At 68.9% G+C, this 19,834-nt stretch carries 18 protein-coding genes and 1 pseudogene; 7 read left to right on the top strand and 12 right to left on the bottom strand.

Annotation, left to right across the window (positions count from 1 at the left end):
• Positions 1–23 precede the first annotated feature (23 nt).
• Positions 24–776, bottom strand: coding sequence for a 2,3-diphosphoglycerate-dependent phosphoglycerate mutase (gene gpmA, locus WHX56_RS02605; protein ID WP_129240198.1), 753 nt, complete (start codon positions 774–776; stop codon positions 24–26).
• Between the two features lie 170 nt (positions 777–946).
• Between gpmA and WHX56_RS02610 the strand changes: the two genes are divergently transcribed.
• Genes WHX56_RS02610 through WHX56_RS02630 form a run of 5 tightly spaced genes read left to right on the top strand, consistent with a single transcriptional unit; the run spans position 947 to position 4,385 of the window.
• Positions 947–1,369 (top strand): rhodanese-like domain-containing protein, encoded by a 423-nt coding sequence (locus WHX56_RS02610; RefSeq protein WP_165360122.1) that lies wholly within the window; start codon positions 947–949, stop codon positions 1,367–1,369.
• A 52-nt stretch (positions 1,370–1,421) separates the two neighbouring features.
• Positions 1,422–1,679 carry a glutaredoxin 3 gene (gene grxC / locus WHX56_RS02615; protein ID WP_043546853.1) on the top strand — a complete coding sequence of 86 codons (258 nt, stop codon included), beginning with the start codon at positions 1,422–1,424 and terminating at the stop codon, positions 1,677–1,679.
• A 39-nt stretch (positions 1,680–1,718) separates the two neighbouring features.
• A complete protein-coding gene (gene secB, locus WHX56_RS02620; RefSeq protein ID WP_287755168.1) occupies positions 1,719–2,252 on the top strand; it encodes a protein-export chaperone SecB in 534 nt (177 codons plus the stop codon).
• Between the two features lie 18 nt (positions 2,253–2,270).
• The gene (locus WHX56_RS02625; protein WP_338880270.1) at positions 2,271–3,350 is read left to right on the top strand and encodes an NAD(P)H-dependent glycerol-3-phosphate dehydrogenase; all 1,080 of its coding nucleotides are present in this window, start codon (positions 2,271–2,273) and stop codon (positions 3,348–3,350) included.
• Between the two features lie 42 nt (positions 3,351–3,392).
• Positions 3,393–4,385 carry a Bug family tripartite tricarboxylate transporter substrate binding protein gene (locus tag WHX56_RS02630; protein ID WP_287755166.1) on the top strand — a complete coding sequence of 331 codons (993 nt, stop codon included), beginning with the start codon at positions 3,393–3,395 and terminating at the stop codon, positions 4,383–4,385.
• A 191-nt stretch (positions 4,386–4,576) separates the two neighbouring features.
• On the opposite strand, the gene WHX56_RS02635 is transcribed toward WHX56_RS02630, so the two are convergent.
• Entirely contained in the window at positions 4,577–5,047 is a 471-nt protein-coding gene (locus WHX56_RS02635) for a tRNA (cytidine(34)-2'-O)-methyltransferase (protein ID WP_338880272.1), read from the bottom strand.
• 72 nt (positions 5,048–5,119) lie between these two features.
• Complete coding sequence (locus WHX56_RS02640) at positions 5,120–5,869, bottom strand: ComF family protein (protein WP_422393633.1); 750 nt, start codon at positions 5,867–5,869, stop codon at positions 5,120–5,122.
• A gap of 51 nt (positions 5,870–5,920) precedes the next feature.
• On the opposite strand from WHX56_RS02640, the gene WHX56_RS02645 reads away from it, so the two are divergent.
• Positions 5,921–6,856, top strand: a complete 936-nt coding sequence (locus WHX56_RS02645) for a methyltransferase domain-containing protein (protein ID WP_338880274.1) — start codon at positions 5,921–5,923, stop codon at positions 6,854–6,856.
• Positions 6,857–6,881: 25 nt separating this feature from the next.
• Here WHX56_RS02645 and WHX56_RS02650 read toward each other — a convergent pair whose 3' ends face one another.
• From WHX56_RS02650 to rsmB, 7 genes are all read right to left on the bottom strand, one after another.
• Positions 6,882–8,126 carry a YbdK family carboxylate-amine ligase gene (locus tag WHX56_RS02650; protein ID WP_129240204.1) on the bottom strand — a complete coding sequence of 415 codons (1,245 nt, stop codon included), beginning with the start codon at positions 8,124–8,126 and terminating at the stop codon, positions 6,882–6,884.
• 620 nt (positions 8,127–8,746) lie between these two features.
• A complete protein-coding gene (locus tag WHX56_RS02655) occupies positions 8,747–10,216 on the bottom strand; it encodes a TrkH family potassium uptake protein (RefSeq protein ID WP_129240205.1) in 1,470 nt (489 codons plus the stop codon).
• Positions 10,217–10,267: 51 nt separating this feature from the next.
• A complete protein-coding gene (gene trkA / locus WHX56_RS02660) occupies positions 10,268–11,647 on the bottom strand; it encodes a Trk system potassium transporter TrkA (RefSeq protein ID WP_129240206.1) in 1,380 nt (459 codons plus the stop codon).
• Complete coding sequence (locus WHX56_RS02665) at positions 11,644–12,336, bottom strand: response regulator (RefSeq protein WP_129240207.1); 693 nt, start codon at positions 12,334–12,336, stop codon at positions 11,644–11,646. Before WHX56_RS02665 ends, trkA begins: the two co-directional genes overlap by 4 nt.
• 11 nt (positions 12,337–12,347) lie before the next feature.
• The gene (locus WHX56_RS02670; protein ID WP_129240208.1) at positions 12,348–14,663 is read right to left on the bottom strand and encodes a sensor histidine kinase; all 2,316 of its coding nucleotides are present in this window, start codon (positions 14,661–14,663) and stop codon (positions 12,348–12,350) included.
• Positions 14,660–15,250, bottom strand: coding sequence for a DUF4390 domain-containing protein (locus WHX56_RS02675; protein WP_129240209.1), 591 nt, complete (start codon positions 15,248–15,250; stop codon positions 14,660–14,662). The genes WHX56_RS02670 and WHX56_RS02675 overlap by 4 nt, the downstream gene beginning before the upstream one ends.
• 39 nt (positions 15,251–15,289) lie before the next feature.
• On the bottom strand, positions 15,290–16,627 hold the full coding sequence (rsmB, locus tag WHX56_RS02680; RefSeq protein ID WP_129240210.1) for a 16S rRNA (cytosine(967)-C(5))-methyltransferase RsmB: 1,338 nt from the start codon (positions 16,625–16,627) through the stop codon (positions 15,290–15,292).
• 93 nt (positions 16,628–16,720) lie between these two features.
• On the opposite strand from rsmB, the pseudogene WHX56_RS02685 reads away from it, so the two are divergent.
• Positions 16,721–17,354, top strand: a pseudogene (locus WHX56_RS02685) (LysE family translocator).
• A 66-nt stretch (positions 17,355–17,420) separates the two neighbouring features.
• Here WHX56_RS02685 and WHX56_RS02690 read toward each other — a convergent pair.
• Positions 17,421–18,857, bottom strand: coding sequence for an amidase (locus tag WHX56_RS02690; RefSeq protein WP_338880278.1), 1,437 nt, complete (start codon positions 18,855–18,857; stop codon positions 17,421–17,423).
• Positions 18,858–18,873: 16 nt separating this feature from the next.
• Positions 18,874–19,809: a tripartite tricarboxylate transporter substrate binding protein gene (locus WHX56_RS02695; protein ID WP_338880280.1), complete on the bottom strand. Its 936-nt coding sequence runs from the start codon at positions 19,807–19,809 to the stop codon at positions 18,874–18,876.
• Positions 19,810–19,834: the final 25 nt, after the last annotated feature.

Here is a 19,834-nt window from a genome sequence, read left to right on the forward strand (position 1 = left end):
AAATATCAGTCCTTCTCAGGATGTCAGTCCTTCTTGGCCTTGCCCTGGGCGGCCACGGCCGCCATGGCCGCCTCGATCTCGGCGGCATCGCCCAGATAATAGTGGCGGATGGGGCGCAGGTCATCATCCAATTCGTACACCAGCGGCTGGCCAGTGGGAATGTTCAGATTGACGATGTCGTCGTCGGACACGTTGTCCAGGTGCTTGATCAGGGCGCGCAGGCTGTTACCGTGGGCGGCGATGAGCACCTTGCGGCCCGAACGGATGGCCGGAGCGATGGATTCGTTCCAGAACGGCAGCACGCGGGCCACGGTGTCCTTCAGGCATTCGGTGGCCGGCAGTTCGCCGGCCGGGATGCGGGCGTAGCGGCTGTCGAAACGCGGATGGCGCTCGTCGTCCAGCGACAGCGGTTCCGGGGCGATCGCATAGGCGCGGCGCCAGATCAGCACTTGCTCGTCGCCGTACTTGGCCGCGGTCTCGGCCTTGTTCAGGCCCTGCAGCGCGCCGTAGTGGCGTTCGTTCAGGCGCCAGTTGATGCCCACGGGGGTGTACATGGCGTCCATCGCGTCCAGGGCGATCCACAGGGTGCGAATGGCGCGCTTGAGCACCGAGGAGTAGGCCAGGTCGAAGGTGTAGCCTTCTTTCTTGAGGAGTTCGCCCGCCTTGCGGGCCTGTTCGCGGCCGGTGTCGGTGAGGTCGACGTCGGTCCAGCCCGTGAAGCGGTTTTCCAGGTTCCACTGGCTTTCGCCGTGGCGCATCAGAACAAGTTTATGCATGGTTTGGCGCGGATTTGCCGCGGGTTAAAGTTGGAAAATGGTCAGGGAATGCGCTCATTTTATAATTGAGTGATTTTGCCCTTGATTTTGCCCTGGCGCACCCACCCATTTCGGTGGGGCTTCCCAGGGTTCGCCGATACCAGGCTAGCCGCCGCTCTTCAGGATGCCCCGTGGATCTTCTGCAATTCTTGCTCGATAAAAACAACATCTTCATTGTCGCCGTCGCGGTGGTTTCCGGCGTCATGCTGGCGATCCCCGCCCTGCGCAAGGGCCGTACCGGCTCCGCCGTCAGCACGGGCGAAGCCATCCAGATGGTCAACCAGCGCCAGGCCGTGTGGGTCGACGTGCGCCCGGCGGAACAGTTCCAGGCCGGCCACATCGCCCAGGCGCGCAACGTGCCGGCGGCCGACCTGGAGCAAAAGGCCGCCTCCCTGCCCAAGAACAAGCCGCTGGTCGTGGTGTGCGACAACGGCCGCGATTCCGCCCGCGCCGCCGCCAAGCTGCGCGCGCAGGGCTTCGCCGACGCGGTGCCGCTGGAAGGCGGCATGCGCGCCTGGGCGGCCGCCAGCCTGCCGGTGACCCAGAAGGGTTGAATTTCGGGGGCCTCGCCCCCATTTGCCTATTCTTGTACCCACAGGAGCGCCCATGAACAAAGTCGTCATGTACAGCAAGGACTATTGTCCCTATTGCGCGCGCGCCAAGTCGCTGCTGGAGCAGCGCGGCGTGACGGACCTGGAAATCATCCAGATCGACCGGGACCCGGCCCAACGCGACGTCATGATCGAACGCACCGGCCGGCGCACCGTGCCGCAAATCTTCATCGGCGACACCCACGTCGGCGGTTGCGACGACCTGATGGCGCTGGACCGCTCGGGCGGCCTCGCCCCCATGCTGAACGGCTGACCACCCCTCCTTTTTGCCCTCCCACCAACGGAAACACTCATGGCTGATCAAGACCAAAACACCCAGCAAGAAGGCGGCAACGACGCGCCCTCGTTCAATCTGCAGCGCGTCTACCTGAAAGACCTTTCGCTGGAAATGCCGAATGCGCCTCACGTCTTCCTGGAGCAAGAAGCGCCCCAGGTCGAAGTGAGCATCACCGTGGGCGGGCAGCGCCTGGCCGAGACCGTGTTCGAAACCACGGTCACCGTGACCGTCACCACCCGCGTCAACGAAAAGGTCGTGTACCTGGTCGAAGGCACGCAAGCCGGCATCTTCGAGGCCGCCAACATCCCCGAAGAACAGCTCGACCCGCTGCTGGGCATCGTCTGCCCGACCATGCTGTACCCGTACCTGCGCGCCAACATCGCCGACGCGATCACCCGCACGTCGATGCCGCCGCTGCACCTGACCGAAGTGAACTTCCAGGCCCTGTACGAACAGCGCCTGGCCGAACTGCAGCAACAACAGAACCCGGGCAACGGCAACGGCAGCGATTCCGGCATCATCCTGCCCCCCGGCGCGACCCGCCAGTAAGCCTGCCGCGGCGCCCCAATGGACATCGCCCCCCTGCCGCCGCTGCGCGTCGCTATCCTGGGTGCGGGGAGTTGGGGCACCGCGCTGGCGGCGGCCGCCAGCCGCCGCCATGCCACCCGGCTCTGGGCGCGCGACCCCGCGCAGGCGGCCGACATGGCCGCCACGCATGAAAACGCGCGCTACCTGCCTGGCATCCCCCTGCCCCAGGCGCTGGACATTTCCTCCGATCTCGACGCCACGCTGCGCAGCCTGCAAGACGAAGGCGCGCAACGCCTCATCGTGCTGGGCGTGCCCGTGGCCGGCCTGACCGCCCTTTGCGGCGAACTGTCCCGCCGGCTGCCCGCGCTGGGATTGCAGGACACCCCTATCGTCTGGACGTGCAAGGGCTTCGAAGCCGACACGGCCAGGCTGCCCCACGAAATCATGCGCGAGGCCCTGCCCGGCGCAACCGGCGGCGCCCTGTCCGGCCCGTCGTTCGCGCGCGAAGTCGCGCAGGGCCTGCCCGTGGCGCTGACCGTGGCCAGCGACAGCGCCGCGTTGCGCGCCGCCACCACGGCCGCCTTCCATGGCGCGGCGCTGCGCGTCTACGCCAGCACCGACCTGGTCGGCGTGGAGGTGGGCGGCGCGCTGAAGAACGTCATCGCGGTCGCCTGCGGCATCTGCGAAGGCCTTGGCCTGGGCACCAACGCCCGCGCCGCGCTGATCACCCGCGGCCTGGCCGAAATGACCCGCTTCGGCGTGGCCCTGGGCGCGCAGGCCGAAACCTTCGCCGGCCTGACGGGCCTTGGCGACCTGGTGCTGACCGCCACCGGCGAACTGTCGCGCAACCGCCGTGTCGGCCTGGAGATCGGCGCCGGCCGCAAGCTGGCCGACATCCTGGCCAGCGGCATCACGGCCGAAGGCGTGCGCTGCGCGCGCGCCGCCCTGGAACGCGCGCGCGCCATCGGCGTGGAACTGCCGATCACCGAGGCCGTCTGCGCCGTGCTGTTCGACGGAGTGGCCCCCATGACGGCCGTCTCCGCCCTGCTTGCCCGGGACGCCCGCTACGAAAGCGCGGCCGGCCTGCCGGACGACCCGCCGGACGGCCGGACCCACTGACCAACGACAAGACATCACGCCCCCACCGAGGAGACATCCTTCATGACGCAAACCCGCAAGTTCCGGGTCGGCCAACTGCTACGCGGCCTGTGCCTCAGCCTGGCCGCGATCCTGCCCGCCGCCGCCCATGCCGACTGGCCCGACCGCCCGATCCACATGGTCGTGCCGTTCCCGCCGGGGTCCTCGCCCGACATCCTGGCGCGCACGATCTCGGAACCGCTGTCCCAGGCGCTGGGCCAGCCCATCGTGATCGACAACAAGCCGGGCGCGGGCGGCAACATCGGCACCCGCATCGTGGCGCAGGCCAAGCCGGACGGCTATACGCTGCTGTATACGATCAACGGCCCGCTGGTCACCGCGCCCACGCTCTATAAGAAGACGCTGGGCTACGACCCGCTGCGCGACCTGGCGCCCGTATCGCTGGTGGGCACCAGCCCCAACGTGCTGGTCGTGCCGGCCAGCCTGGGAGTCGACAACGTCCAGGACTTCGTCAAACTGGTGAAGGGCCGGGGCAATTCGCTGAACTACGGTTCCGTGGGCCCGGGCAGCTCGGCCCACCTGGCGATGGAGATGTTCAAGGAAAGCGCGGGCGTCGACCTGGCGCACATTCCCTATTCCGGCTTTCCGCAGGTGATCACCGCCATCATCGGCGGCGACGTCCAGGCCGGCTTCATGGTGCCCGCCATCGCCGCGCCCCAGGCGCGCGACGGCAAGGTGAAACTGCTGGCCGTGACCAGCCTGCAGCCCAGCGACGCGCTGCCGGGCGTTCCGACCATGGCGTCCCAGGGCTACCCGGACTTCGAGGCCATCTCGTGGAACGCCGTGCTGGTCCCCGCCGGCACGCCCGCCCCCATCGTCGAGCGGCTCAACAGCGAACTGGCGCGCATCATCGACAGCGAAGCCGTGCGCAAGCAACTGGCGTTGCAATACTTCACGCCCGCGCCCTCCACGCCGGAAGCCCTGACCGCCCGCATCAAGAATGAAAAGGCGCGCTGGGACCAGGTGATCGAAAAGCTGAAGCTGTCGCTGGATTGAGGGGGGGAACGTCTTTCCCCGGGGAGGCCGCAGCTTGCCACCGGTGTCTGACACCCGAGGAGACAAGCTTCGGCTTGCACCGCGTTTCAGGAGTGTCAGACACCTGCATTGCACTGTCTGCCCACGGCAGCATGGGTTGCGCGCGTTCAGCGTCTGATTTCTTGCTTAAGAACTCTCGCGCTCCACCCATCCTACACCCCGCCTTCGTACCCCTGCTGGCGCCAGGCCTCGAATACCGTCACCGCCACGGCGTTGGACAGGTTCAGGCTGCGCTGGCCGGCGCGCATCGGCAGCCGCAGCCGCTGCTGGGGCGGGAACATCGCCTGGTGTTCCTCCGACAGCCCGGCCGTTTCGCGGCCGAACACGAACACGTCGCCCGGCTTGAAACCGATGTCCGCCACGCTGCGTTGCGCGTGCGTGGTCAGCGCATAGATATTGGACGGCGCGGCGCCCGTATCGGCCAGGGCCTCTTGCAGCGTATCGTGCACCCGGACCGGCTGCCATTCATGGTAATCCAGCCCGGCGCGGCGCATGCGGGCGTCATCCAGTTCGAAACCCAGCGGGCGCACCAGATGCAATTCGGCGCCCGTATTGGCGCACAGGCGGATGGCGTTGCCGGTATTGGGCGGGATCTCGGGGCAGACGAGGATGACGTGGAACATGGCGGATGGAGTTCGGCTTGCGGCGCAGATGGCCGTATGGCGGGATTGTCGCCGATTTGCCGCCGGGCCGGCTCAGGGGGTGCGCGCCGCCACCAGCACCGTCACGCTCGCCGCCCCCGCGGCCAGCAGCGCGACGGCGGCGGCATCGGCCGTGCTGCCCGTCGTCATGACGTCGTCCACCACGGCCACGTGCCGGCCCGACACCCCGCCCCCGCAGGCAAACAGGCCGACCGCGCCGCGCCGGCGGGCGCGCCGGCTTCTGCCGGTCTGGCGCGGGGCCTCGCGCCGCCGCAACAGCACGCCGCGCGCCAGGGGCAGCACCAGTTCCGCCGCCAGGCCGCGGGCGATTTCGGCGGCCGGGTTCATGCCGCGCCGGCGCAGCGAGGCCCGGCTGGCGGGGATGGGCACCAGCAGGACGCCGGCGGGCAAGGGGCCGTCGCGAGCGACGGCCGCCGCCATCAGCCGGGCGAGCACGGGCGCCATGCCGAGCCGCAGCCGGGCCTTCAGCATCAGGATCAGCGCGTCGGCGGGCGGTGCGTAGTCGAAAGCCGCCACCGTGCGCGCGAACGACCGGGGCGCGCCCAGGCAGGCGGCGCAGCACGGGGCGCCCCGGGGCAGGCTCAGGGCGCAGCGGGGACAGCGCGGCCGGGCGTCCGGCCCGGCGGCGAGAATGTCGGCCTCGCAGCCCGGGCAGAGCCGGGCTCCGGCCACCCGCGCGCCGCACAAGGGGCAGTCGCAGCCGATCCGGGACAGCAGCAGCCGCCCCATGGCCCGTAGGGACAATCGGGGCCCGCGGCCGGGATGCGCAATAATGGATGCCATTCCCCATGAAACCATGATCCGCTCCGCCACGAAGGCGCGGGCGCGACCGAAATGTCCCTGCCAGAACCCGCAACGCTCCCCTCCCTGCCCATCGTCGGCGCCGACGTGCCCAGGCAGTTCGCCCGCCGCGGCGACCTGTCCGACGCCCAGTTCCTGTACGGAGAAATCGCCCGCCGCATGCTGGGCCGGCTGCAATACATCCGCATACAGCCCCAGGCCATGCTGGACGCGGGCTGCGGCGCGGGCGACAACCTGGCGCTGCTGCGCGAACGCTATCCCGAAGCCGCCTATACCGGGCTGGACAATTGCGCCCCGCTGCTGGACCTGGCGCGCAAGCGCCATGCGCCGGCCGGCCTGTCCGCCTGGATCGGCAAGCTGGCCCGCCGCGGCCCGGCCGCCCCGGTCTTCGTGGAGGCCGACCTGGCGGATACCGGGCTGCCGCCCGAATCGCTGGAACTGGTGTGGTCCAACCTGGCCATGCACTGGCACCGCGCCCCGCACGCCGTGCTGGCGGAATGGCGCCGCGTCCTGAAAGTGGGCGGGCTGGCCATGTTCTCCTGTCTGGGGCCGGCCACCTTGCGCGAACTGCGCCAGGCCCTGGCCGACGCCGGCCTGCGCACGGCCACGCCGTCCTTCGTGGACATGCACGACTTCGGCGACCTGCTGGTGGAAAACGGCTTTGCCGACCCCGTCATGGACCAGGAGATCCTGACCCTGACCTACCGCAGTCCCGAAAAACTGCTGGAGGACGTGCGCGCGCTGGGCGGGAACCCCGCCGAAGGCCGCCGGGGCGGACTGGTGGGCCGGGATTGGCGCGACCGCCTATGCGCCGCGCTGGAAGCGCAGCGCAGGCCGGACGGCGTCATCGCCCTGAGCATCGAAGTGGCCTACGGCCATGCCTGGCGCGCCGCCGCGCGCCGCACGACGGCCGGCGAAACCCACCTGTCCGTCAGCGCGATCGGCGGCCGGCACCGCGGGAACCCCTGAAGCCGGGCCCCCGGGGATACCGGCCTTAGTGCAGGCGTTCGGGCAGCGGCACGCTGACCCCGGGCTCCGAGGCCCGCAGAGGCTGCATGGGTTCGGAGGTGGCCCGGATGCGGCGCCGCAGGACCGCCGTGGGTTCGGCGGGCGCGGCCGCGCCCGCGGCCACGCCGCGCCATGCGTTCGACATGGCTTCCACGACCAGCGGCAGGTCGCGCAGGCGGTGGAACTGGCTGCGCAGCCAGCGCGAATCGTTGCCGCTGCGCAGGGATTCGTCGCGCAGGGCCGCGATCATGTCGCCGGTGCCCAGTTCTTCGGCCACCGGCATCAGGCGCTGGAACAGCGCCCGCAGGTGGTCCATCAGGCGCAGGCGCTGGCCGTCAGGCGTCACGTAGCTGCCCTGCAGGCCGAAGCGGCAGGCCTGGAAGTGGTTGCTGCGGTAGGACAGCCAGGCGCTGTCGCTGGGATCGTCCTCGCGCATCAACAGCACCGCCAGGGCCTGGGCGAACGCCGCGATCTGGCAGGCCCGCTCGACCGTCAGCGGCGTGTCGCAGACGCGGATCTCGACCGTGCCGAATTCCGGCTTGGGGCGGATGTCCCAGTACAGGTCCTTGATGCTCTCGGCCAGGCCATAGGCGCGCAACTGGGCCAGGTGCGCCTCGAACTGGTACCAGTCCTTCACTTCCGGGGGCATGTGGCCGGCCAGCGGGAAGCTGTTGACCGCGTTCAGGCGCGAGCACGAGAACAGCGTATCCACGCCCTCGCAGTACGGCGACGAGGCCGACAGCGCGATGAAGTGCGGCACGTAGGGGGACAGGCGGCGCAGCAGTTTGATGGAGTCGTCGCCGCTTTTGACGCCCAGGTGGATGTGCTGGCCGAAGACAGTAAATTGACGCGCCAGGTAACCATACATTTCGGCCAAGTACTGGAAGCGCGGGGTGTCGGAAATGGAGCGCTCTTGCCAGCGCATGAAAGGGTGGGCGCCGCCGCCCGCGACCGATACGCCGACGGCGTCCGCCGCCTCGACCAGCGCGTCGCGCATCTCGCGCATTTCGGCCAGGAGGCCCATGGGGTGCTCGTGCACCGACGAATTCAATTCGATCATCGACCGCGTGATTTCGGGTTTGACGCGGTCTGCGATGGGGTGATTGGCCATTTGGGCCAGCAGCTCGTCAGAGGCTGCGGTCAGGTCAAAACTGCGGGGGTCGATCAGTTGCAGCTCGAGCTCGATGCCCAGGGTGTTGGGGGCCGACGAAATGAACGGGATCTGTTCCATCTCGGACTCCTTTGAATGTTTGATGAGGGAATGCGCCGTTCGACCTTGAAGCCCGGCAACTTCCCGGGGGGCGCTAGACGGCGGCTTGTGCATGCATGATAGCCGCAACTTTGTGGCAAAACGATTGAGAATCGTGACATTTATGTGCAACATCGCGAAGCATCCGGTTTTCCCCTGCGAGAGAAAGTGAGCAAGCGCTTACGACATAGAAACGGCGCGGGTTTCCGGCCCGCGCGGTCCGGATGGCCAGTCTGCAAGGGGCTTCCGGAGAGGGGTGGGATAACCCTATTTAGGGTTATTGCGGATCGAATCGGGGGGAGGGCGGCGGGGATCGAGGGGTGTCAGACACCCTTGCCGCGCCTGCGTGCCTTGACGGTTGTCTCACCAGGGTGTCAGACACTTGGCGGACGGTGGTCTCACAAGGGCCGCGGCCAGGTGTCTGACACCCGCCAGTGTCTGACACCCTTATGGGACGGCCTTCAGCACATGCAGGCCCTCCCCGGGTGTCTGACACCAACCGACTGCCGATGGTGTCAGACACCCGGGCCGCGGCGCTTCAGCTTGGGAGGGCGGCGCCTGGGGGTCAGACACTGGCCAAAGGGTGTCAGACACCGGAGAGGTTACTTGCGCCAGAAGATAGGCGTGAACAGCACCAGCACGGTCAGCAGTTCCAGGCGCCCGATCAGCATCGCGAAGGTACAGACCCAGATCTGGAAGTCGGACAGCACGGCGAAGTTGCCCATGGGGCCGACGGGCCCCAGGCCCGGGCCGGTGTTGTTCACGCTGGCGAAAACGGCCGAGAACGCCGTGATCGGGTCCAGGCCGGACAGGAGCAGCAGGCTGGTGAAAACGGCGATGGAGAGGCCGTAGAACAGCATGAACGCCAGCACGGACGACATGGTCCGGCCCTCGACCGCCCTGCCATTGATCCGCACCGGGCTGATCGCGTGTGGATGCAACATTGTTACAAGCTCGTTGCGCGCCTGCTTGACCAGCAGGATCGCCCGGATCATTTTGATGCCGCCCCCGGTCGATCCCGCCGACGTGGCGAAGCCCGAGAGCAGCAGCATCGTCAGCGGCGCGAACAGCGGCCACTGCGCGAAATCGGTGTTGGCGTAGCCGGTGGTGGTTGCCATCGAGATCGTGTTGAACATGCCGTACCGCAGCGCCTCCAGCGGTTCGGCGTAGACCCCTTTCAGGTAGAGGTACACGGAAATGACCAGCCCCACCCCCAGGACGACGACCAGGTACGGGATGGCTTCGGGGCAGCGCAGGTAGGCCCGCGGGCTGCGCTGGCGGAAGGCGTTGAAATGGGTGGCGAAGTTGATGCCGGCGATCAGCATGAACACCATGGCCACCATTTCCACGGCCACCGAGTCGAAATGGGCGAAGCCGTCGTCCCAGGTGGAGAAGCCGCCCAGCCCCATGGTCGTGGCCATGTGGCACCAGGCCTCGAACCAGGACAGGCCGACGGCGCGGTACGCCAGGAAGCACAGGATGGAGAACACGAAGTACACCGCGTACAGCGCCTTGGCGGTGCTGGCGATGCGGGGCGTCAGCCGCTCGTCCTTCATCGGCCCGGGCGTTTCCGCGCGCACCACCTGGTGGCCGCCGACGCCGAGGAGCGGGAGGATGGCGACGGCCAGGACCAGGATCCCCATGCCGCCGATCCAGATCAGCGTGGCCCGCCACAGATTGATCGACGCCGGCAGGGTGTCGAGGTTGGTCAGGACGGTGGCGCCGGTGGTGGTCAGGCCCGACATGGCCTCGAAGTAGGCGCCGGTGAACGACAGCGGCGTCCCGGCGCCATGGAAATAGAGCAGCAGCGGGATGGCCGCCAGCAGGGGCAGGCCGGCCCACACGGCCGACACCAGCACGAAGCCGTCGCGCGCCCGCAGTTCGCAGCGGGCGCGGCGCGTCAGCGCGGCCAGGCCGCCGCCGATGCCCACCGAGATCAGGAACCCGTCCAGGAAGGCCTGGCGCGCCGCATCGCCGCCCACGTAGGCCACGCCCAGCGGAATCAGCATGGTGAGTGCGAACATCACCATCGTCAGGCCCAGGATGTAGAGGGTGCCCAGGACGCGCTTCATGGAGCTATCCGGCCGCGCGCGGCCCGCGAGGGAGGGAGGGGCCGGCGCGCATCAGAAGAAGGACGCCGAGACTTGGAACAATTTTTCCACGCGCGGCATCTGCCGGCGCGACGGCACGAACACGATGACGTGGTCGTCGGATTCGATCACGGTATCGGCGTCCGGCAGGATGATTTCGTCTTCGCGCACCAGCGCGCCGATGCTGGCGCCCTTGGGCAGGCTGATCTGCCCCACCGAGCGGCCGACCACCTTGGAAGTGGAGCGGTCGCCGTGGGCGATGGCCTCCAGCGCTTCCGCCACGCCCTGGCGCAGCCGGTGCACGGCGACCACGTCGCCGCGGCGCACGTGGCGCAGCAGTTCGCTCATGGTGGCCTGGGACGGCGACACGGCGATGTCGATATGGCTGCCCTGCATCAGTTCGCCGTAGGCCTGGCGGTTGATCAGGGCGATCACCTTGCGGGCGCCCAGGCGCTTGGCCAGCAGCGAGGACATGATGTTGTCCTCGTCGTCGCTGGTGAGCGCCAGCCAGGTGTCCATGTCTTCGATGTTCTCGCGTTCCAGCAGGGCTTCGTCGGTGCCGCTGCCATGCAGCACCAGCACGCGGTCGGGTAGCTGCGTGGCCAGGTATTCGCAGCGCTTCAGGTCGCGCTCGATGATGCGGACGCTGTATTTTTCCTCGGCGAGCTGGCGCGCCAGGCGCAGGCCGATGTTGCCGCCGCCGGCGATCATCACCCGGCGCACGTCGCGCTCGGCCTCGCGCAGTTTGCGGACCGCCCGGCGCGCGTCGCGCGAATCCACGACCAGGACCACTTCGTCGCCCGGGGCGATGACGGTGCCGCTGCCGGCGCGCAGCGGCCGCCCCCCGCGCAGCACGTCGATCACGCGGGCCTTCACGTCCGGCCAGACGTCGCGCAGCTTGTCCACGGGGGAATGCGCCATGGGGCTGCCATGCCCCACCCGCACGGTCACGACGCTGACGCGTCCCTCGGCGAACTCCACCACCTGCAGGGCCTCGGGAAACTCGATCAGGCTGTGCAGATAAGTGGTGACGCTGCGCTCCGGGCTGATCAGGGCGTCGATGCAGAAGCCCTCTTCGCTCATGAGTTCCGCGTGCTCGGCGAACTCGGCCGAGCGGATGCGGGCGATGCGGCGGGGAACATTGAACAGTTGGCGCGCGATCTTGCAGGCCACCATATTGGCGGTGTCGGAAGCGGCGCAGGCGATCAGGAGATCGGTGTCGGCGGCGCCGGCGGCTTCCAGCACCGATACCTGCGAGCCGTCGCCATGGACGACGCGCAGGTCGAAGTGCTCTTGCAGGTACTGAAGCTGGACGGGATCCGAATCGATGACGGTGATGTCGTTCTCTTCCGACACCAGGTTCTCTGCCACGCTGGTGCCTACGCGACCAGCGCCCATGATCAGGATCTTCATGTGCTCCGCTTGCGCGCGGACTCGATGCCCAATTGCTTGAGCTTGCGGTACAGGTGGGTGCGCTCCAGGCCGGTGCGCTCGGATACCCGGGTCATGCTGTGGCTTTCGCGGACCAGGTGGTATTCGAAATAGATGCGTTCGAACTCGTCGCGCGCTTCGCGCAGGGGCTGGTCCAGCGAGATGCTGCCCAACTGGCCGTTGGACGCGACCGGGATTTCGTTGGCGGGCGCGGCGGCCAGGACCGGGGGATCCAGTTCGTCTTCCAGCGCCACGGCGGGGCTGGCGGCGGCCGGATGCGCCGCGGCGGGCGTCGGGTGCGGCGCGCGGCCGCGGGCCAGGCCGGCGGCCACGGTCTTCAGCAGGCGCTGCAGCGTAATGGGTTTTTCGAGGAAATCCATGGCGCCGATGCGCGTGGCTTCGACCGCCGTATCGATGGTGGCGTGGCCGCTCATCATGATCACGGGCATGTCGAGCAGCCCTTGCGAGCCCCATTCCTTGAGCAGGCTCACGCCGTCGGTGTCGGGCATCCAGATGTCCAGCAACACCAGGTCAGGACGCATGCGCAAGCGTGCGGCGCGCGCTTGCGCCGCGTTTTCAGCCAGCTCGACCGTGTGTCCTTCGTCGTAAAGGATCTCCGACAAAAGCTCGCGTATACCGACTTCGTCGTCAACCACCAGAATTCTGGCCATAAAGCATCCACCTATTGCGTAGCCGCATTATCCTTTTCTTGCGCGGTCGCGTCCATAGTATCGGCCTCGGAAGCAAGCCGGGTCAACAAGATGGAGATCCGCGCGCCCCCCTCCTTGCGGTTTGCAAGGTCGATACGCCCGCCGTGTTCTTCCACGATCTTGCGGACGATTGCCAATCCTAACCCAGTCCCGTGGGACTTGGTGGTGACGTAGGGCTCGAACGCGCGCTGCATGACCTGGGGCGGGAAGCCGGGCCCGGTATCGGCCACGGTGAACCGGAGCGCCTTGTGGTCCGCGCGGTCGGGCTGTTCGCTGCGCATGAGCTGCGTCGTGACGCTGACCCGCCCCTGCCCGCCCTGCTCGGCGATCGCATCGCGGGCATTGGACAGCAGGTTGTGGATCACCTGGCGCAACTGGGTGGGATCGCCTTCGATGTCCGGCATGTCCGGCCCCAGGGTCACATCCAGATTCAGGGCCTTCCCGCCGTGCCGCGGCGAACCGCCTTCGGGCTCCCAGCCGTACAGCGATAGCACGTCGGCCACCAGCGCATTGAAATCGATCCGCTGCATCACGGCCGGCGGCGTGCGGGCGTATTCGCGGAAATCGTCCACCATCTGCTTGAGCGAGGCCACCTGGTTGACGATGGTGTTGGTGGACCGTTCGACGATCTGGGCTTCGGCCGCGGGCAGTTTGCCCTCCAGTTTCATGGCCAGGCGCTCGGCCGACAACTGGATCGGGGTCAGGGGGTTCTTGATTTCGTGCGCGAGCCGCCGGGCCACCTCGCCCCAGGCCACCGTCCGGTTGGCCGAAATCACTTCGGTGATGTCGTCGAACACCACCAGATAGCCGTTGCCGCGCCCGTCCACCTTCAAATGGGTGCCGCGCGCCAGCAGGGTCAGCGGCTGCGGCGCGACGGGCGCGCTGCCCTGGGCCGGACTGATCTCGAATTGCTGCTGCCAGTGCTGGCGTTCCGAACCCACCGCCGCGTGGGCGGAAAAGGCCTGCCGGACGATGTTGGCGAACTCCAGCATGCCGTCCGCCGTCTCCAGCGGGCGGCCGATCACCGAGCGCAGGTCGGCGCCCAGGATGGTCTGGGCGCCCTGGTTGACCGTGGTGACGCGGAACGACTCGTCGAACACCAGCACCCCGGAAGACAGGTTGGACAGCACGCTTTCCAGATAGACGTTGGAGCGTTCGAGCTGCTGGCGGTTGCTTTCCACCATGCGCCGCGCCTCGTCCAGTTGGCGCGTCATGGCATTGAACGACCGCGTGAGCTGGCCCACTTCGTCGCGCTCCGGCGGCTCGGGCAAGGGCCGGTAGTCGCCTACGCCCACCGCCTGCGTGCCGCCCGCCAGGCTGAGCAGCGGACGCACCAGGCGCTTGGACAGCGACAGCGCCACCGCGATCGCGCCGAACGCGGCCAGCAACAGCGCCAGGGTCAGGGTGATGCCGTACAGCTTGCGCAGCCCCAGCCGCGACAGCGCCAGTTCCTGGTAGTCGCGGAACCCCTGCTGCACCAGGTTGGCGTTGTGCGCGATCTGCTCGGGCACGGGCTGCAGCAGTTGCAGCCAGCGGGGCTCGGAAGCGGCGCCCAGCAGGTTGTCGTAGCGGTCCGGGCCGGCCAGCGGGATCACCACCCGCAGGTGCAGCCCCCCTTCGACGCCGGGCGTCATGGGGTCGTCGGCCTCGGCGGCGGAGTAGCCGCGCGCCAGCCGTAGCTGGTTCATGACGGTGGACGGCGGCATCGCCGGCAGCAGTTGGCCGTACTGGCTGGTGGAAAACGCCACCATGCGCCCGCTGCCGGTGAACACCATGGCTTCCTGCACGCCGTTGGCCTCGCGCAGCCGCGTCAGGGTCAGCGCCACGCCGCTATCGCTGTTGCGGTTCAGTTCGACCGCCATGGAGCGGGCGCGCGCGTCCAGGTCGGCCAGCAGCGAATCCAGCGCCGCCCGCCCCAGGTTCAGGCCCGCCTCCAGCGCGGAATCCACCCGCACGTTGAACCAGGATTCGATCGAGCGCGACATGAACTGCACCGACACGGTGTAGATCAGGGCGCCGGGCACGACGCCGATCAGGGCGAACGCCAGCGAAAAGCGGGCGGTCAGCCGCGCCCCGAACTGGCGGCGGCGGATCTGCCGGGCCAGCCGCACGGTCAGCGCCACCACCCAGACGAAAAGCGCCAGCGCGAAAATGCCGTTCAGGACCAGCAGCGTGTCGTAATAGCGGGCGAAGCGCGAGGCGTTGCCGGTGGACCAGGCCAGCAGGCCCAGCAGCGCCAGGCCGCTCACAGCGCCGATCATCAGGGCCAGCCGAAGCAAAAGCCTCATGAGGGGTCTTTCTCCTTGTCGCTCAGCACGAACGAGAAGTCGGTCCAGGGCGTCGCCTGCACCCACGAACTGCTGTTCAGGGCGTTGACCTGGAAGGGCCGCGGCAGCAGCGAGGTATCCAGGCGCAGGCGCAACTGGCCGCCATAGAGCACGTCCGCGTCGAACTCGGCGGCGTCCGCCACCGGCCAGTTGCGGACGTGGCGGACGACGCCCATGGCGTCATCGAGCGACGCGACCGGGAAGGACAGTTCGCCCACGCCGGCGCGCCACTGCCGGGTCAGCGCGTTGTAGACGATGCGCCAGGTCCGGGAAGTGTCCACCAGGGACTTGTCGAACCACCACCAGCGCTCGCGCGTGATGGTGAGATCGGCGGTGAAATACAAGGGGACGCCGCGCTGGGCGGCGTCCCGTAGCTGATCGTTCAGCACGAATTCGATGTCGGCGTCGATCTCCAGCTTGCCGTCGCGCACCGCCGGGCGCACTTGGCTGATCTTGGGCTCGGCTCCATGGGCCTCTCCGCCCGGTGCGAACGAAAGCAAGGCAGATACGAGCAACAACCCAAGAAATAAGCGCGAAATAATGGACATACGACACCGAGACTACGTCATGCCCCTATTCTTGGCGATTCAGGACTGCTTGGCAAACAAGGCGTAGAAAAACCCGTCGTGCTGCGCCCCGGGTGTTGCGTCGACCGCAACTGGCAGCAATTGGCCCGGCGCGTCCAGCCGGACCGCCTCGGGATGGCGCTGCAGGAACTCCAGCGCCTGGCGCGTGCCCTCGATGGGAAATACCGAGCACGTTACATAGAGCAGCCGGCCGCCGGGCGCCACGGTGCGCCACAGCGCATCCAGGATCCGGGCCTGCAGCGTGGCCGTGCGCCGCACGTCGTTCTCGCGCCGCAGCCAGCGGATGTCGGGGTGGCGGCGCACGATGCCCGAGGCCGTGCAGGGCACGTCGGCCAGCACCGCGTCGAAGGGCTTGCCGTCCCACCAACTGTCCAGGTCGGCGGCGTCGGCCGCCTGCAGCCGGACATGGCCGCCGGCCAGGCCGAGGCGCTCCAGGTTCTGCTCCACCCGGGCCAGGCGGCCGGCGTCGGCGTCCAGGGCCAGCAGGTCGATGTCGGCCAGTTCCAGCAGATGCGCCGTCTTGCCGCCCGGCGCCGCGCAGGCGTCCAGCACCCGCATGCCGGCGGCCGGGGCCAGCAGTTCGGCCGCCAGTTGCGCGCCGGCATCCTGCACCGACCACCAGCCCTCGGCGAATCCCGGCAACTGCGTCACCGGCCGGGGCGTGGACAGCGCCAGGCCGGACTGGCCCGTGGGTTCGGCGTCCAGCCCCGCCGCCTGGAATGCCGCCAGCACCTGCTCGCGGCTGGCGCGCCGGCGATTGACGCGCAGGGTCAGCGGCGCGGGCACGTTGGCGCTGGCGAGGATCTCGCGCCATTGCTGCGGATAGGCCACCGCCAGTTGCCTGACCCACCAGCCGGGATGGTTCCACTGGGCTTCCGGGCTGTCGGCGACCGCCGCCTCCAGCGCCGCGCGCTCGCGCAGGAAGCGGCGCAGGCAGGCGTTGAGCATGCCTTTGAACGCGGCCAGGCCGCGGTTGCGGGACGCCGCCGTCACCGCTTGGTCCACCACCGTGTGGGGCGCGTAGACCGGCATGCCGGGCAAGGCCGCGGCGGCCTCGCCCTCTTCCTTCAGCAGGGTCAGGGACACCAGCAGCAGCGATTCGAACAGCACGCTGGGGTAGCGCTGCACCAGTTCGCGGCCCACGGCGTCGGCCCAGCCCAGATAGCGCATCGCATGGAACGACACGGCCTGGGAGGCGGGCCGCAAGGACGATTCCACGTCGGCGAGCGCGTCCGTCAGGGAACGGCCGTCCAGCACGCCCTCCACCACCCCCGCGCTGGAAAGCAGGACGGAGGAAAGCGGGGGAGCCAGATGGGGGGAGTCGGAACGCGTGGGCATGATGCGGATTCTGTGGATAAGACCGCTATGGTAGCCGGACCTGGACGAACCGCGGCCGGGGCGGCAAACTGGGTCCAGTTCCGGAGCCCGCCCATGACCCTCGCCACCCTGCTGCTTTTCGTCCTCGCCTCGGCCGTCACGATCGTCACGCCCGGCCCCACCGTCCTGCTCGCCATGAGCAACGGCTCGCGCCACGGCGTGCGGGCGGCGTGCTGGGGCATGGGCGGCGCGGTGCTGGCCGACCTGATCCTGATCGGCGCGGTGGCCTCCGGGCTAGGGGTGGTGCTGGCGGCGTCCGAGATCGCCTTCCAGGCGATCAAGTGGGCCGGCGCGGCCTATCTGGCCTGGCTGGGCTGGAAGATGCTGCGGTGGGACGCGGCGCTGGTCATGCCGTCCCGCCCGGCCGGACGCCGTGCGTCCCGGCGGGCTGGCCCTGGGCCTGCGCAGCTTCGCCGTGGCGCTTACCAACCCGAAGGCGCTGCTGTTCATGTCCGCCTTCCTGCCGCAGTTCATCGACCCGGCCTCGCCCCTGTTCGCGCAATACGCCATCCTGGCCGGCGTCATGGCGTTCATGAACGTCGCCGTGATGCTTGCGTACGCCTCGCTGGGCGCGCAGATGGTGCGCGCCTTCCGGGGCGCCGGCCTGCGCTGGCTGAACCGCGTCTGCGGCGGCCTGCTGATCGGGCTGGCCGGCACCCTGGCGCTGTACCGGCGCGGGGGCCCCTGATCCCGGATACGCGGGCCGGCAATCGGGGACGCGGCGCGGCGCCTGAATCCGCCGCGCGCGGCGCGCTTATCCCGCCAGCCGGTCCGGCACGACGGGCCGTTCGGGCGCTGGGCCGGCCCGCTCGAACGATTCGGCGGCGGACAGCAGGTCGCTGTCGGCGTGGCAGCGGCCGACCAGTTGCAGCCCGATGGGCAGGCCGTCCCGCCCCCGCCCGCAAGGAACGCTGATCGCGGGATTGCCCGTCAAGTTGAAGAGCATCGTCCAGGGATACCAGTGGGCCCGGATATCGTCGAACGCGCGGCCGTCGATGACGATGGAATCGAAAATATCGGTGCCCAGCGGCACGGCGGTCCGCGAGATCGTGGGCATCGCCAGCAGATCGGCCCCCTCGAACAGCGCCTGGACCTTGCGGTAGATCGCCGTGCGCGCAAACATGGCCTCCTGGTACTGCACCGCGCTGAACTGCGCCGCCGACTCGATCTGCCGGCGCAGGGACGCGCTGTAGGCGTCGGGCGCCTGCTCGATCAACGGCAAATAGCGCGCGCGCCAGACCGTGTGATTGATCACGCGCCAGATCGGCTCCACATCGAAGCCGGCCCCGTCGAAGGCCTCCACCTCCGCGCCCAGGCCGGCCAGGCGCTCGAGCGCGGCGTCGAACGCGCGCCGCACGTCGGCATCCACGGGCCGGCCGGGCGGCGCGGCGCAATAGCGCACGCGCTTGCCCCGCAGGTCTCCGGGAGGATCCGCCCGCAGGTAGTCGGTCTTCGGAATGCCCAGCGACCAGGGATCGCTGGGATGGGGGCCGCTCATGGCGGCCATCATCAATCTGGTATCGGCGACCGTCCGCGTCGTGGGCGTGACGTAGGTTTGGTTGCCGATGGCGTCGAGCGCCTGGCTGTGGGGAATGGCCCCCATGCTCTGCTTGAAACCCACCACGCCATTACAGGCCGCCGGAATCCGGGTCGAGCCGCCGCCATCCGTGGCCACGGCCAGGGCGGTGATCCCGGCCGCGGTCGCCGCCGCCGCGCCGCCGCTCGATCCGCCGCAGGTGCGGCCCAGGTCCCAGGGGTTGCGGGTGTGGCCGAAGAGCGGGGAATCCGTCATCGACTTGGCCCCGAACTCGGGCGTCGTGGTTTTCCCGATCAATATCGCGCCGTGTTCGCGCAGCCGCGCCACGGCCAGGGCGTCCTCGGTGGGCACGTTGTCGCGGAACGGCACGGCGCCGAAGGTCGTCCGGACTCCCGCGGTATTGACCAGGTCCTTCACCGTGAACGGCAATCCGTGCAGCACGCCCGGCGCATCGCCCCGCATGAGCGCCGCTTCGGCCGCCCGCGCCTCGTCCAGGGCCCGCTCCGGGCAAAGCGTGATGAAGCAGTTCAGCACCGGCTGCAGGCGTTCCGCCCGATCGAGGGCCGCGCGGACGAGTTCGACGGGAGAAAGGGACTTGCCGCGGATCAGGCGCGCCGCTTCGACGGCGGTCAACTCACAAAGGGAATCGCTCATGGCTTCGATCCCGGCGTCATTCGTCGAAGACGATGCCGGCGGCCTTGACGATGGGAGCCCAGTGCGCCCGCTCCGTTTCCATGCGGCGCTTGGCCTCGGCGGCGGGCTTCGGATCCACCAGAAAGCCGCTGGCCTGCAGCTTGGCGATCAGCGCCGGATTCCTGCCCGCGGCCAGGAACGCCTGTTCCAGCGCGCCGACGGCCGCGTCCGGCGTGCCGGCCGGCGCGTAGATGCCATACCAGCTAGAGGCGTGCTGGTACTGGGGATAGCCCTGTTCCAGCAGCGTCGGCACGTCGGGCAGCATGGGCAGGCGGCGGCTGCCGGCCACGCCCAGGAATTTCAGCTTTCCGCCCGTATAGAGCGGCATCATGCTGGCCACCGCGTCCCAGCCCATGGAGACTTCGCCGCTGACCACGTCGACCAGCATGGGCGCGGCGCCCCGGTAGACCACCGGCTCGACCTGAAGCCCGTTCTGCTTGCTCATTTCGATCGTGCCGAGCTGTCCGGGGCTGCCCAGCGTCGCCAGCCCGAGATTCGCCTTGCCCCGCGCCTGCCTGGCCCATTGGACGTAGCCGGGCATGTCGCCGTAGGGCTGATTCGCCCCCGCCACCGCCGCCGTCGGCACATCTACCACCAGGGCCACGGGGCGCAGATCGCGGTCCGGATCGTATCCGAGCTTGCGGTAGGTCAGCGGGAAGATCACGAACATCGGCGATGAACCCAGGTAAAGCGTCAGGCCGTCCGCCTTGGCTCTTTTCACCGCGTCGAAGCCCAGGCGCCCCGAGGCGCCCGGCCGGTTTTCGACGATGACGTTGGCGAAGCCGGCGGTCTGCAATTGCTCGGCGTAGGCCCGGGCCACGGCGTCGGCCGCCCCGCCGGCCGCGTAGCCGACCACCAGCCGCAGCACTTTGGCGTCGCTGCCGGCAGCCTGGGCTGCGGCGTCGAGCGGCATCCAGCAGGCCGTCGCGAGGGCAAGG

It is taken from the genome of Achromobacter veterisilvae, from assembly GCF_037619525.1.
Taxonomy (GTDB): Bacteria; Pseudomonadota; Gammaproteobacteria; order Burkholderiales; family Burkholderiaceae_B; genus Achromobacter; species Achromobacter veterisilvae.